Origin of the sequence: Arthrobacter sunyaminii, from assembly GCF_018866305.1 — a bacterium.
GTDB classification, from domain to species: domain Bacteria; phylum Actinomycetota; class Actinomycetes; order Actinomycetales; family Micrococcaceae; genus Arthrobacter_B; species Arthrobacter_B sunyaminii.
In genome coordinates, this window is sequence record NZ_CP076456.1 from 2,935,359 (window position 1) to 2,949,834 (window position 14,476).

Annotated in this window: 11 protein-coding genes; 3 read left to right on the forward strand and 8 right to left on the reverse strand. The window is 62.4% G+C overall.

Annotation, left to right across the window (positions count from 1 at the left end; all coding sequences use genetic code 11):
* Positions 1–37: 37 nt before the first annotated feature.
* Complete coding sequence (locus tag KG104_RS13225; protein ID WP_104160542.1) at positions 38–1,324, reverse strand: hypothetical protein; 1,287 nt, start codon at positions 1,322–1,324, stop codon at positions 38–40.
* Positions 1,325–1,621: 297 nt separating this feature from the next.
* Here KG104_RS13225 and rfbA point away from each other — a divergent pair, with 297 nt between their 5' ends.
* Together rfbA and KG104_RS13235 are read left to right on the forward strand one after the other, a co-directional pair.
* Positions 1,622–2,491, forward strand: a complete 870-nt coding sequence (gene rfbA / locus KG104_RS13230; RefSeq protein ID WP_104160541.1) for a glucose-1-phosphate thymidylyltransferase RfbA — start codon at positions 1,622–1,624, stop codon at positions 2,489–2,491.
* Positions 2,492–2,595: 104 nt separating this feature from the next.
* A complete protein-coding gene (locus tag KG104_RS13235; protein ID WP_207347999.1) occupies positions 2,596–4,599 on the forward strand; it encodes a DUF6541 family protein in 2,004 nt (667 codons plus the stop codon).
* A gap of 100 nt (positions 4,600–4,699) precedes the next feature.
* Here the strand turns inward: KG104_RS13235 and KG104_RS13240 are convergent, their stop codons facing one another.
* The 6 genes from KG104_RS13240 to KG104_RS13265 all read right to left on the reverse strand — a co-directional run bounded on the left by KG104_RS13240 (position 4,700) and on the right by KG104_RS13265 (position 12,367).
* Positions 4,700–5,431 carry an ABC transporter ATP-binding protein gene (locus KG104_RS13240; protein WP_104160539.1) on the reverse strand — a complete coding sequence of 244 codons (732 nt, stop codon included), beginning with the start codon at positions 5,429–5,431 and terminating at the stop codon, positions 4,700–4,702.
* A 3-nt stretch (positions 5,432–5,434) separates the two neighbouring features.
* Complete coding sequence (locus tag KG104_RS13245) at positions 5,435–6,307, reverse strand: ABC transporter permease (protein ID WP_104160538.1); 873 nt, start codon at positions 6,305–6,307, stop codon at positions 5,435–5,437.
* Between the two features lie 2 nt (positions 6,308–6,309).
* The gene (locus KG104_RS13250) at positions 6,310–8,226 is read right to left on the reverse strand and encodes a glycosyltransferase (RefSeq protein WP_104160710.1); all 1,917 of its coding nucleotides are present in this window, start codon (positions 8,224–8,226) and stop codon (positions 6,310–6,312) included.
* Positions 8,227–8,318: 92 nt separating this feature from the next.
* The gene (gene glf / locus KG104_RS13255; protein WP_104052536.1) at positions 8,319–9,506 is read right to left on the reverse strand and encodes a UDP-galactopyranose mutase; all 1,188 of its coding nucleotides are present in this window, start codon (positions 9,504–9,506) and stop codon (positions 8,319–8,321) included.
* 106 nt (positions 9,507–9,612) lie between these two features.
* On the reverse strand, positions 9,613–11,673 hold the full coding sequence (locus KG104_RS13260) for an acyltransferase family protein (RefSeq protein ID WP_237688596.1): 2,061 nt from the start codon (positions 11,671–11,673) through the stop codon (positions 9,613–9,615).
* A gap of 256 nt (positions 11,674–11,929) precedes the next feature.
* Positions 11,930–12,367: a hypothetical protein gene (locus KG104_RS13265; RefSeq protein WP_237688597.1), complete on the reverse strand. Its 438-nt coding sequence runs from the start codon at positions 12,365–12,367 to the stop codon at positions 11,930–11,932.
* Positions 12,368–12,615: 248 nt separating this feature from the next.
* Here KG104_RS13265 and KG104_RS13270 point away from each other — a divergent pair, with 248 nt between their 5' ends.
* The gene (locus KG104_RS13270; protein ID WP_104052537.1) at positions 12,616–12,864 is read left to right on the forward strand and encodes a WhiB family transcriptional regulator; all 249 of its coding nucleotides are present in this window, start codon (positions 12,616–12,618) and stop codon (positions 12,862–12,864) included.
* Positions 12,865–12,993: 129 nt separating this feature from the next.
* Here the strand turns inward: KG104_RS13270 and KG104_RS13275 are convergent, their stop codons facing one another.
* On the reverse strand, positions 12,994–14,475 hold the full coding sequence (locus KG104_RS13275; protein ID WP_104052538.1) for a sensor histidine kinase: 1,482 nt from the start codon (positions 14,473–14,475) through the stop codon (positions 12,994–12,996).
* Between the last annotated feature and the right edge of the window lies 1 nt (position 14,476).

Below are 14,476 nucleotides of genomic sequence, written 5' to 3' on the forward strand. Positions count from 1 at the left end.
CCGTTGTCCGAGTCTGTACAGGCCTGCAGTCCTTCGCTCAGGGGGCTGCAGTGCTGCGCTTTGTGCCGCCGGCGGCACCGGACGCGGGCGCTGAGCGAACGATGACCCACAGGTGCACCGCGATGCCGCAGAGCGGACCCGCGGCAAGGCTGATAATCGTCCGTGTCTCGATGTCCAGCGGCAGCCACAGCAGGGCAAAGGACACCACGCAGGCCGTAACCCAGCCCAGCGAGTAGGCACGGTGCCGGTTACTGGCGATGGTCAGCGCACCGGTCAGGGTGAGCAGCGCCAGGAATCCGGCGTCGAACGTCAGTGCAGCCAGCACCGCCGGGGACATGTCATAGTGTTCGCCGAAGAAGGCCACCATGAGCCAGGGGCCAAGAAGCCACGCCGCCGCAGCACCCACCACGGCGACTCCAATCACCAAACCAAAAATGGGAGCCACTGCTTTCAGCCCCTCCGATCGCCGGGACATGAAATGGGTGATGGCGACGCCCTGGTAAGCCTGCAGCGGGATCATAAGCGGTGCCCGAGTCAGCGACAGCGCCATCAGGAGGGCAGCAGATTCCAGATACACGGAATCCGTGGTGGTCAGGCGCAGCAGGACGGGAAACCCAACCACCAGTGATGCACTGGCCGCCGCGGCCATGCAGGCATGCCACACGGTGCGCAGGTAGGGCCGCAGGCTCGTATCGGACCGCTGCAGGAAGGCTCTGCGGCTTTGGGGTGAGAGGAGCATGAACAGCAGCCAGGCAGCGGTGCCCGCGGCGGTTGCCCAGGCCAGTCCCGCTACCGTTGCCCCGATCAGCACCACCACAACCAGGACGGCGAGACGGACCGCTGACTCGGAGGCGATCATTCTCGAATAAGTCCCCCAGCGTCCCAGCCCGCCGAACTGACCCATCATGACAGCATGGCCGGCGTAAAACACCGCGGTCACACAGACCACGGGGACGAGTGCGGTGGCGTAGGTGCCAAAGACCGGCGGTGCCCACAGAGGGGACGCTGCGGCGAGGACAAGGCCCGTCCCCAGGCCCACAGCCAGAGCAACCGGGCCCATGCGGGGCCGGCGCCGGCCGTCAGGCGTTTCTGCCGGCACGGAACCGGAAACCTCGAGATTGCGTGCGGTCTTGGCGGCACGGGTGGTCTCGACGGCGATGCCGCCCAGCACGCCGATAACAAGGAACACCACAGACCAAAAGGTCAGGAAGGCAGCGTTGTCCTGCTTGTCCAGCGTGCGGGCCGCCACCACGATCACGACGTAACCCACGGCGGCGGAGGCCAGCGAGGCAGCTCCCACGCCGGCGGCCGAAGCCTGGCCCATGCCCTTTTCAGGGGTTTGAGCCCCCGTAGTTTTACCCAACTTGAACCTGATTGCTTTTCACCTCGTGTCAGCCGCTCCTTCCGGCCCGCAGCGGGACGGAGAAGATTATGCGGAGGATGCCGGGCAGAGATGCCGCCCCGGAGACAAAACTCCCACCGATCAACCCTACCGGAGCTTCACCCGGGGCACACTGCGTCCTGTGCGTGCTCTGCGCTCGGAACCTCTGTGCTCGAAACACCGCGGCCTGTCCGCGTCCTGTGATTTTGCCGGTGCCAAGGGCTGGGAGAAGATGATTCCATGCGCGGAATAATACTGGCCGGCGGCACGGGATCCCGGCTGCACCCCATCACCCACGGCATCAGCAAGCAGCTTGTCCCTGTCTATGACAAGCCGATGATCTATTACCCGCTGTCCACTCTGATCCTGAGCGGCATCCGCGACATCCTCATCATCACCACCCCGTACGACGCCGATCAGTTTGAGCGCCTGCTCGGAGACGGCAGCCAGTTCGGCATAAACATCACTTACGCCCAGCAGGCTTCCCCGGACGGGCTGGCCCAGGCCTTCATCCTGGGTGAAGAGCACATCGGCAGCGATTCCGTGGCTTTGGTGCTCGGTGACAACATCTTCTACGGACACGGCATGGGAACCCAGCTGCGCCGCTTCGAAAACGTGGACGGCGGCGCCATCTTCGGTTACTGGGTCCAGGACCCCAGCGCCTACGGCGTGGTGGAGTTCGACGCGGCCGGCAAGGCGCTGTCCCTGGAAGAGAAGCCCGCACATCCCAAGAGCAACTACGCCGTTCCCGGCCTGTACTTCTACGACAACGACGTCGTGGAGATCGCCAAATCGCTCAAGCCCTCCCCCCGCGGCGAACTGGAAATCACCGACGTCAACCGGGTTTATCTCGAACGCGGCAAGCTGAGCGTGGACATCCTTCCCCGCGGAACGGCATGGCTGGACACGGGAACCTTCGATTCCCTGAACGACGCCTCAAACTTCATCCGCACGGTGGAGAGCCGGCAGGGCCTGAAGATCGGTTCGCCCGAGGAAGTTGCCTGGCGGCTCGGATTCCTTTCGGACGATGAGCTGCGCAAGCGGGCGGAACCGCTGGTTAAGAGCGGCTACGGGGATTACCTGCTTAACCTGCTAACTCACGGGAAATAGGGCTTTGCTCACAACCGTTCAGTAGTGAGCTTGGCTCCGGGAGCAACCGGCTAAACTGGCCCTTGGCCTTTTCAGGCCGGATTTTATGCACTCAAGGAGGCCACTTGTCCTGGATACCCGCACTACCTGCCCTGCTGACAACGGCGGGGCTGGTGCTCATACCGGGGCTGGTCGTTGCGTTCTGCCTCCGCTTTAAGGGCTTTTCGGTCCTCGCCCTGGCGCCGGCCTTTTCAGCCGCGATCGTTGGTGCTTTCGGCGTCCTCGCCGGGATCCTGAACATCAGCTGGAGCATCTGGGTCTATCTCGCGGGAACGGCCATCACCGCCGTTGCTGCCTACCTGCTCACCATGAACAAAGGGCGGCAGGCGCCGGACACCGCGATTGCGGACGATGTTTCGCCCCAGGCTGAGCCCGGCAGTCCCTGGCGCGGTGTCTGGCTGCCGATTGCAGCTGCCGGGCTAGCTGCGGCCATGGTGGCCCGACGCCTGCAGCAGCTCATTGGCCAGCCGGATAACTTTGCCCAGAACTTCGACAATGTTTTCCACCTCAATGCCATCCGGTACGTGCTGGAAACCGGCAACGCCTCCTCGCTCACTCTTGGCCAGCTTCAGGGGGAAGGCTCCCTGGGCGTGTATCCGGCAACCTGGCATGCCTTTGCCGCCCTGACCGTCCAGCTCACCGGTGCGTCGGTGCCTTTGGCTGAAAACTCCATCAACATCGTCGCCGCCAGTATCATCTGGACGTTGTCCTGCATTTTCCTGGCCCGGACGCTCTTCGGGCGCAGCCCGGTTGTCACTCTGGCCGCCGCTGTCCTCTCAGCAGTCCAGATTGCTTTCCCCTTCATGCTTCTGGTGTGGGGACCGTTGTTCCCCAACACCCTGGCGCTGAGTATGATCCCCCTGCTCATCGGCATCGTGGTCATGCTGACCCGCGGAGCCCGGCTGGACAGTGACCAGTCGCTCCGCCGGTCCTGGTGGTTCGCGCTCCTGCTGGGTCTCGCCGGCATGTCCACGGCGCACATGAGCTCCGTGAATGCTCTTCTCGTGTTCGTCCTCCCGTTGCTCCTCGCTGTGTGGTGGCAGGAACTGCGCAAACTGATCAGTACGGGCGCCAACGCCCGAAAGCTGACAACGTTCTCGGTGCTGTCCGTAGCCGGTGCAGCAGTGGCGCTGGCCCTGTGGGTTTTCCTGCGGCCTGCCTTCTACGATTCCTGGGGAACTTCCCAAACCATGGGCGGAGCAATTGGCGAGGCCCTGACCAACGGCCCCATGGGCACACCGGTCAACTGGCTGGTTACCATCCTGGCCTTTGTCGGCATTGTCCATCTGTTCCGTATCCGCCAGCACCGCTGGCTGGTGGTCAGCTATGCCATTTCCGTGACCCTGTACGTGGTCGATGCTGCAGTGGAGCGCGGTTTCCTGCGCAACTTCCTGACCGGAAACTGGTACCAGGACACCTACCGGCTGGCCGGGTTCCTCCCGATCTTCGCAACAGTGCTGGGAGCCGCAGGTGCATGGGCCATCGCGCAGTACCTGATGAAGGCTGTCGGGGAGCGCAACGCCCGGCTGCGCCGCCCGGTCCCGGCACGGAACCTCAGGGCGCTGGGCGCCGGCACTCTTGCCGCGGCCACGGCCGGTGTTGCGCTCCTTGGCTACTTTGGCCCGGTCCAGCAGTACATCCAGGAAAAGATGTCTCTGTACTACTTCAATGAGGCATCGCCTTTGGTCACTCCCGAAGAGCTTGAGCTTATTGAGCAGCTGGATGAGTACGTTCCTGATGGCACCGTACTGGCCGTCAATCCCTGGAACGGCAGCTCCATGGCCTATGCCCTCGGCGGCGAGGAAGTCCTCACGCCGCATCTGTTTGCTAATCCGGACCCCGAACGCAGACTCATTTCGTATGACCTCGACAGCTTCTCGCCGGAGGTCTGCACCGCCGTGGAGGATGAAAATGTTGGCTATGTCCTGGACTTCGGCAGCCAGGTCCTGGCCGACCTCGCCGGAGACGAGTACATCGGTGTGACCGATGTGGCCGGTGAACCGGGCTTCGAACTCGTTGCCTCCACGGGCGAGAACGCAAACCTCTACCGTATTACGGGCTGCGACTGACAGGTCCCGCTGCGGAAAGCGGGCATAAGAAAGGGCGGGCCCCGCGGGGCCCGCCCTTTCTTATGCCGTCATGGCCGGGTGTGCGCTGTTCGGCGGCCTGCTAGCCCTGGCCGCGCAGGCGGGCGACAACGTCGATCACCGGCCCGTCCATGACCACCTGGCCGTGTTCAAGCAGTACGCCGCGTTCACAGATCTTGGACACCAGGTCCAGGTCGTGGCTCACGACAACAAGGGTCTTGCCCTCATCAGCCAGCTCACGGATCTTGGCGATGCACTTCTTTTGGAACGGTTCGTCTCCCACGGCGAGGATTTCATCGACGAGGAAAACCTCGGGGTTGGTATGCACCGCCACCGAGAAGGCCAGCCGGAGATACATTCCCGAGGAGTAGAACTTCACCTCGGTATCAATGAACTGGCCAATCTCCGAGAACTCAACAATCGAGTCGAACTTCTCATCGATCTCCTGCTCGGTCATCCCCAGGATGGCGCCGTTCAGGTAGACATTGTCCCGGCCGCTGAGGTCGTGGTGGAAACCTGCTCCCACCTCAATGAGCCCGGCCACCCGTCCCCTGGTCCCCACGGATCCGCTGTCGGGGCGCATGACGCCGGAGATGTGCTTGAGCAGGGTGGACTTGCCGGACCCGTTCAGGCCCAGCAGTGCCACCGTCTCGCCCTGCTCAATATTGAGCGAGACACCCTTGAGCGCGTGGAACTTCTCGGACAGGTCGCCTTTTCGTCCTTTGACCAGCCAGACGAACGCTTCTTTCATGGAGCGGGTGTGCCGCAGGACGAACTGCTTGTTGATATTGCGTACTTCAATGGCATTTACCACGGTTTACAGCTCCTGCGCGAAACGGCCTTCAAGGCGACGGAAGACTAGCTGGCCCAGCAGCAGCACAGCTGCCGAAATGGCTAGTGCAACGGGAATCCACACGGAAAGCAGATGCGGCGGAATTGCCTCGGCACCGTCCGTGGTGGGAAGCCAGAACGCGTAGTGGAAGGTTTCCACGCCTACTGTGATCGGGTTCAGCTGGTAGATGTTGAAGTAGGTCTCCCCCAGCTTGTCCCGCACCATAATCCAGGAATAAAGCACCGGCGAGGCCCAGGTGGCAATCATGAGGAGCATGTCCACCAGGTTCTCCGCATCGCGGAAGTAGACATTCACCGCTCCGAAAAGCAGGCCCAGACCGGTCGCAAGCAGGGTCACGATGATGAATCCTGCCGCCGCGGCCGCCAGCTGCAGTAGTGATGGCCGCCAACCGTTGAACAGGCACGCGACCACCAGGATGACTATCTGCGGCACAAAGTGCACTCCGGAAACCCACACGGAAGCCATCGGGAAAAGTTGGCGGGGAAGGTAGATCTTCTTGATCAGGCCTCCGTTGCCGACGATGGATCTGGACGCGTTGCCGAGCGCTTCGGTGAAGAAGTTGATCAGGACAATGCCGGAGAACAGGTAGATTGCGTAGTTTGGCAGGCCGTCGGGGTTCCGGTCGCTTTCCTCAAGTCCGAGGAAGACGCCCAGGGCAATGTAGAAGACCACAAACTGGACGCCGGGCTTCACATAGGACCACAGCAGCCCCAAAACCGATCCTCGGTACCGGACCTTAAGTTCCTTCGAAACCAGCAGTTTGAGCAGGAAGCGGGACCGGAAAATATCAGCCAGTCCTGCTCCCCGCCCCGGGGTTTCAAGCGCGCCGGTGGACAAGCTTACTTACTCTCTTCCGAGTGCTTTTCGAAGGTCGCTTTCCAGGCCTCCATGGACGTAATTTCCGGAAGCGCCTTGCGGTACTTCTGGCTCAGCTTGTGCCAGTCCTTCAGGATTTCTGCGTTGAGGCGTGCCCCCTCGGCCAGCAGTGCCCGCAGCTTCTTTGGATCCCGCTGGTACCACGAGGCTGCCGTACCGTCTGCGTTGGTGACCACCGCGCTGTCGTACTGCGACATGCGCCACCACCGGTTGTCGATGTGGGCAACCCGGGCCTGGGGCCGTTCGATGCTGGACTTCGCCACCGGCTTGGTCAGCTGCCGGACAATGGTCTTGGCTGCCCAGGGCACGAGCGTGACGTAGGACGGTGCTTTGAAACCCTGCCCGTGGCGCGGCGGCTTGACCATGCCCGGGCGGGGGAACGCCTCGGGGTCGGCTTCGAACTGTGCTTCGGAGTATTCCTTGCGCATCGCCTGGATGGCAGGGAGCCGGCTGGGCAGGATGTCGTGGAGCTGCTCCGGACCGGCGATCAGGTCCTTCAGCGCCATGACGCGTCCCTGTGCCGTGAAGTACTGCATGGAAATCAGGTGCTTGATATCAATGAAGCTGCCCTCACGCACCACCCGTCCGCCACGCGGATAGGGGCTGTGCAGCAGGGCGGTGATGATGCGGTTCCGGCTGTGGAAGTAGGCCTGCCAGTCCACGGCATCGTCTTTGTCAGCCCAGGTGATGTGCCAGACGGCGGCACCGGGCAGCGAGACGGTGTTGTAGCCTGCGGCCTTGGCGCGGAGGCCGTATTCGGCGTCGTCCCATTTGATGAACACGGGCAGGGAAAGCCCAATGTTGCGGATAACCTCGGTGGGGATCATGCACATCCACCAGCCGTTGTAGTCCACGTCCACCCGGCGGTGCATCCACGAGGTGGTGCGCAGGTTGGAGCGCGCGAAGTCGTGGCCGAGCACCTGTTCCTTGAAGGGATGGTCAGGCTGGAAACGGAAGACGTTCACTGTCTCGCCGAAGGTGTGCAGGACCGAGCGGTTGTACAGGTCGAACATGTGCGCCCCGACGATGGTGGGCGTCTTGCAGTGGTCAGCGAACGTCAGCATCCGGGTGATGCTCTCCGGCTCCATGACAATGTCGTCATCGAGCAGCAGTACGTAGTCGCTGCCGCTCTCGACCGCCTCGTACATGCCGCGGGCAAAGCCGCCGGAGCCACCGAGGTTGCCCTGGTGGATCATTCGCAGCTTGCCGCCAAGCGCTGCTTCGGCTTCGGCGAAGCCCTCTGCATCGACCAGCTTCTTTGTTCCCTGGTCAACGATCAGCACCTCGGCAACGTTTTCCAGTGCCTCGGGATTGTCCGCCAGAATCTTGAGGTTGTTCAGGCAGAACTCGTTCTTGTTCAGCGTGGTGATTTCCAGCGTGATTGAACCGGGTTTCTGCGCCTCGCCTTCGGCCATCCAGTTGGCTTCAACCAGGGCCATGGGCTCGGCGCCCGCCACCAGGTCAAACCAGTACCAGCCGCCGTCGCCAAAGGGCTTCAGCGTGAGGTCGAAGTCGGAAACCGTGTCACCGTCCACCCGCCGGGTCTCCACATGCTGCAGGGAGCCGCGGGCGTTGGACTTGTAGACGCTGACGGCGCCGGCGCCCTTGGTTTCCACGTGCAGGCGGACACTTTCAACGTCGGTCCAGCGGCGCCAGTAGCTCGCCGGGAACGCATTGAAGTAGGTGCCGAAGGACAGGCGCTGCCCGGGGCGGGCAATGGTGCCGGTGCGGGAGAGGAAGTCCTCCACATGCACTTCACCGCCGGATGCGGCGGCCTCGGTGCTCTGCGTCTTGGTGGACTTCATCATGGAGCCGTCCATGGTGTTGAACTGCGCACCCATGGCAGAGCCGCTGTCGACGTACAGCAGTGCCGTGTCCATTTGGCTCTGGTCCGGGAAAATAATGCGCTGCAGTGTATGCCACTGCTCCGATTCCCCGGTGGTGCCCTGCTTTTCTTCAGTCTTCAGCTGGCTCACGCGTCAACTCCTCCGCTTTCGAGCTTTGCCCCGCCGGTGAAGTGGGGCTTGATCTTATTGTCGTACATCGACAATGCCGATCCGATCGCCATGTGCATGTCCAGATACTTGTAGGTGCCCAGGCGGCCGCCGAAGAGGACTTCCTTTTCGCCCTTGGCAAGGTCGCGGTAGGCCAGGAGCTTGGCCCGGTCCTCCGCCGTGTTGACGGGGTAGTACGGCTCGTCACCCTTCTCCGCGAACCGGGAGAATTCGCGCATGATGACCGTGGCGTCCTTGGTGTAGTCGCGCTCAGGGTGGAAGTGACGGAACTCATGGATCCGGGTGTAGGGAACGTCCTCATCCGGATAGTTCATGACCGAGGTGCCCTGGAAGTCCTCCATCGGCAGGACCTCTTCTTCGAGGTCAATGGTGCGCCAGGAGAGGTTGCCCTCGGCATAGTCAAAGTATCGGTCCACGGCGCCGGTGTAGATGACCGGCACCTGGCCCCGGGTGGCGTCGCGGGAGAACTCATGTCCGGCGTCGAAGAAATCGGTGTTCAGGTGCACCTGGATATTGGGGTGGTCCGCCATCCGCTCGATCCAGGCGGTATACCCGTCAACGGGCAGCCCCTCGTACTTGTCGTTGAAGTACCGGTTGTCATAGTTGTACCTGACCGGCAGGCGGCTGATGATTTCGGCCGGCAGGTCCTTGGGATCGGTCTGCCACTGCTTGCCGGTGTAGTGCTTGATGAACGCCTCGTACAGCGGGCGGCCGATCAGCTGGATGCCCTTGTCATTGAGGTTGGCCGGATCAGTTCCGGCGAGCTCGCCGGCCTGCTCCTGGATCAGGGCCTTTGCCTCGGCGGGGCCCATGGAGGAACGGAAGAACTGGTTGATCGTGCCCAGGTTGATGGGCATGGAGTACACCTCGCCCTTATGGCTGGTGTACACCTTGTGAACGTAGTTGGTGAACTCGGTGAACCGGTTGACGTACTCCCAGACGCGTTCATTGGACGTATGGAAAAGGTGCGCCCCGTAGCGGTGCACCTCAATGCCCGTCTGAGCTTCCTTTTCACTGTAGGCGTTGCCGCCAATGTGGTGGCGGCGATCCAGGACAGCGACCTTAAGGCCCAGTTCCTTTGCAGCGCGCTCGGCTACGGTCAGACCGAAAAATCCCGATCCGACGACGACGAGGTCAACGTTCACTTGCTTCTCCTGTTTGTTTCGGTACGGCCCATGCGGGCACGGACCCGACGGTCTAGGTTATCCGAGAATCGGCACACCGGCACTTTTTGGCAACACGACTCCGGCGCTACCAGTTCAGAGCTGCATGGAATCGGCTCTCGAATGCGTCAATCATTGAGGCGGTATAGGTGGTTGTGAGGTGATTGTCGTCCAGGTAGACGTAGACGTTGCCCACCGTTGGGACGCAGGTGCCGTAGGGGCAGATCAGGTCCGTCATATCCATCAGCTCTACCCCCGGCACCGATGCGAAGTAAGAGGCAGTGGAGACGGGATCTGAGAGTTTCTCACTCACATCGGCGCTGCATTCTTCGGAATGCGGGCCATTGGCCTCGGCGCATCGGAGCATATCGAAGCTGTACCGAGGATTGTCACGGACGCCCACCATTGGAATCCCGGCCTGCCGCAGCACCTCGGATGCTTCCGGCAGCCCGTCGACGGGCGGATCGGCAGCCTCCACCGGGTCAGCGGCCGTCGCCACGGTGAAGACGGCGTCGGGATTAAGCTCCAGTGCGTAGTCCAGCGCTGCAGCGTTAAAGTCATTGCATCCAGGGCTCCGGCCCTCGGAGGACTCCCCGAATGAGCAGGCGCCCATCAGCAGAGAGATCAGCTGGTAGTTGTGCTCCTTCGCCATCGGCTCCAGCACCCCAAGCCACTGCTCGGTATGGGAATCCCCGATGACGAGAACAGTTTTCTCTGCCTCGCCCTTCGGCACCGATGCCATGCAGGAGTCCAACAGCACGGGATCGGACGGCCGTGTATCAAGGTCCGAACAGTCGGTTTCCAGGACACCCCATTCTTTGCCCAGCGCGCTCAGCAACGGAATGGGCTGGGCATCCGGAGTACTCATGTCATTGAAGCCTGCCAGCAACACACGCGCCCCGGGATTGTTCTTGAGCGCCTCGGCTTCAAGCCGCTCGGCCTGGACCTTCAGCCCGTACTGCCAGCCGGCTACCGGGGCTGCCACCAGGGCGACGCACAAACCAATCACTACGGCGGCCCGCATCGAGTTTCGATTGACCCAGGCCGAGGAACGAAGCGGGCGTTCAACCAGCTTGGTAGTCAGGTAGGCCAGGACAAGGGAGAGCATGATGATCGCTGTTCCGCCTACCGGTCCCACTTCCTGCCTGTCACGCCAGATCAGGTAGATCACCAGGACGGGCCAGTGCCATAGATACAAGGCGTAGGACATGTCGCCCAGCCGCATCAACGGCTTCCAGGACAGGAACCGGTCTGCACCGATTCGGCTGCCTGTCTGCCCGGCCACGATCACCAGCGATGCCGCCATCAGCGGCATCAGCGCGACATAGCCGGGGAACTGCCCCTGCACGTCCAGCAGGAAGCCGACGCTGAGCATCGCGGCCAGCCCCAGCCACCCGGCGACAACCCGCAGACCCCGGGGCAGCTTCAGATACGGCAGGGCCAGTGCAAGCAGGGTTCCGAAAGCGAATTCCCACAACCGGGTGCGGGTGTCGAAGTAGGCGTGCGCCTGGTTTCCGTAGGTCTCAATAACGGAAAAAGTAAAGGAAGCGGCGAAAACTGCACCAAAGACGGCCAGCACCACGGCACGGAAACGGAGCCTAAAGGCTTTGGCCAAAAGCGCCGACGCGGCGAGCAGCAGGGGCCACAGAATGAAAACCTGGCCTTGAATGGACAGCGACCAGAAATGCTGCAGCGGACTCGCGGTGCTGTGGTCCGCAGCGTAGTAGTCCACGGATTCGGCCGCCAACAGCCAGTTCTGGAAATACAGCAGCGAAGCCCAGCTCTGGGACAGAATCTCGGTCCACCTGCTTTGCGGAACAAACAGCGCCGTTGCCGTCAGTGTTCCGAGCAGCACCACCACCACGGGCGGCAGCAGGCGCTTGAATTGGTGCAGCCAGTATCTTCCCAGCTGGAGGGCCCGCCCACCCTCCACCTTGCGGATAAAAGAGAGGGTCAGCAGGAAGGCGGAGATCAGGAGGAAAACATCCACACCGCCGGAGACACGCCCAAACCAAATGTGATAGGTGACGACCATCAGCACTGCGAGGGCCCTGAGTCCCTGCACTTCGGGGCGGTAGGTGGACTTTACTGCCGACGGAGCCGGGGTGTCAGGGGAGACCGGTACGGTTTCCGTTTCTAGCCTAGACACATAGTCCTCTCGTCAGTACAGGCATTCCAGCCATAGACAATACCCTCAAAGCCTTGCGGCCTGAGCTTAGGCTTCGGCCGCGGGACCGCCCACAGTCCCCGCCAGCTTCCATTTTATGCGGCTTGCTGACCCGGTTTGACGGCCAACACGCGAGGAACCGGCCAACAGAGGATGCTCCCCGGCTCTCGGCGGAACGCCGGCGCCTGTGTCCGATCAGACAGCGGATACCGCCTTTGGGCCCCGCTTGAGATCGTTCCTAGAAGGCCTTCGGCTCGCCCGAGATCCGGCTGGTGTGTTCCAGCACCGGGCGGGTGAACAGCAGCAGCAGCACAACTGCCGCGGGCAAAAGCAGGAGCAGGCCAATGAGGACCACTCCGCCCTGCAGAGTTGGAACGGCAAGGACTATCGCGAACAGCTGGAACACCAGCGCTCCGGCACGGGTCCAGCGGAAGCCGCGGAAGAAAAAATGGCCGAGGACCAGCAGCCACACACCTGCGGCGGCAAGGATGACTGCCGTGAAAACCGCTCCGCCCAGGGATGCCGCCTCGGTGGTGAAGAGACTGTAGACAAACCAACCTGCCAGCGCCAGCAGGGCCGCTGCTTCGAGGACGAGGACTGCCGAAATAACAATGACGGCCGCCGGAACGGACGCAGGGCGACCGGCCGGGGGCTGTGGTTCTTGGGGTCTTGACACACTGGCACACTACCGGACATAGTCGGAGAGCGTCCGGCCCATGGGGCCCGGATAACGGATGCTGTGACGCATCCCTCACGCCTTTGGCCAGATTGAGGGCAGATTAACCCTTGTCTGAGTTTCCGTAACGTGGAATCCTAGTAGTTGGGGAAATCAGGGGCCGGAACTGGCCCCTTTCGTTTGCAGTTGCTCGTGAATGTTTTCACAAACACGTGGGAGTCAACTATTTAGAGGAGATTGTGATTAACATGGATTGGCGGAGCCGCGCAGCGTGTCTGGACAAGGATCCGGAGCTGTTCTTCCCTGTGGGCAACACCGGCCCGGCTCTTCTTCAGATTGAAGAAGCCAAGAGTGTGTGCCGGCGGTGCCCGGTCATGGATACCTGCCTCCAGTGGGCCATCGAAACAGGCCAGGACGCAGGCGTCTGGGGCGGTATGAGCGAAGATGAGCGCCGCGCACTGAAGCGTCGTGCCGCACGAGCACGCCGCGCTTCGTAATTCAGCACGGACGCTTGGCGGTCCCACGGGACTGATCTCGTCTACAAGACTTCAGAATGGCCGCTGCCACGGGCAGCGGCCATTCCTGTTTAACCCCGGGTGCTCCGTAGCGCACCGTCCGCCGGGGCGTCAGCTCCTGCGTGACTCATTGTCCAGTCCCATTTCAATCCGAACCTCTGTGCCTCCGCCCGGACGGGCAGACCATTCAATGGTGCCGTCCAGTTCGCTTTGGACGAGGGTGCGCACAATCTGCAGCCCCAGCCCCTCCCGCCGCGGCTCCGGCGGCAGCCCGGCGCCGTCGTCGGCCACGGTGACCGTGAGGATTTCCTCGGCGTAGGCGCCCCTCTGCCGGGCGGCACTGAGCCACACCGTACCCTTGCGGTCCGAAAGTCCGTGCTCGACGGCGTTAGTCACCAGTTCATTGATCACCAGGGCCAGCGGTGTTGCAAAATCGCTGGGCAGCTCTCCGAAAGAGCCTTCCTTCTCAGTGCTCACCTCTTGCGTGGGGGAAGCGACCTCCGCGGCAAGCCGGAACTGCCGGTCGATCAGCTCGTCGAAGTTCACGTTCTGTGTCAGTCCCTGGGACAGCGTTTCATGCACCAGCGCAATCGTGGCGACCCGGCGCATTGCCTGCGCCAGCCCCTGTTTGCCTTCTTCGCTCTCCATCCGCCGCGACTGCATCCGCAGCAGGGCTGCCACGGTTTGCAGGTTGTTCTTTACCCGGTGGTGGATTTCACGGATAGTGGCGTCCTTGGACACCAGTTCCATTTCCCGGCGGCGCAGCTCGGAGACATCCCGGCACAGTACCAGGGCACCAAAGCGCTCCTTCTCGTCCCGCAGCGGAATGGCACGCAGGGAGAGGCTTACCCCGCGGGACTCGATCTCGGTGCGCCACGGCATCCGGCCGGTCACCACCAGCGGCAGTGTCTCGTCCACCATGCGGCGGTCCTTAAGCAGCGCCGTCGTAATCTCCGCGAGGGCCCGCCCCTCCAGGCTCTCCATCTCCCCCAGCCGGCGGAAGGCGGAGACTCCGTTGGGTGAGGCGTACTGCACAATGCCGTCGGCATCCATTCGGATGAGTCCGTCCCCTACCCGCGGAGCGCCGCGGCGGGAACCGGTGGGTGTGGCAAAGTCCGGCCAGAGACCCAGCGTGCCCATCCGCAGCAGGTCATAGGCACACTGCCGGTAGGTCAGTTCCAGCCGTGAGGGCATGCGGGAGGAGGACAAATCCATGTGACTGGTGACCACGGCAAGGGTTCGGCCGTTGCGGACAAAGGGGATGGCTTCCACCCGCATTGCCGTCTCCGCGGTCCAGTTTGTTTCGGGTGAACGCTCGATGACCTGGCTGGTCCAGGCCCTGTCGACCAGCGGCTGAAGATCGGCACGGATCCGCTCCCCGACGAAGTCACTGTGGAATACAGTGTGCGACGTCGAGGGGCGGGCGTGTGCCAGGGCCACGTAACTTCCGTCCGGAACCGGAAACCAGAGCGCCAGATCGGAGAACGCCAGGTCGGCGACCAGCTGCCAGTCGCCGACCAAGAGGTGCAGCCATTCCGCGTCTCCCGGTCCAAAATCGGCATGATCCTTGATGGGGTCGGTGAATATGGCCACA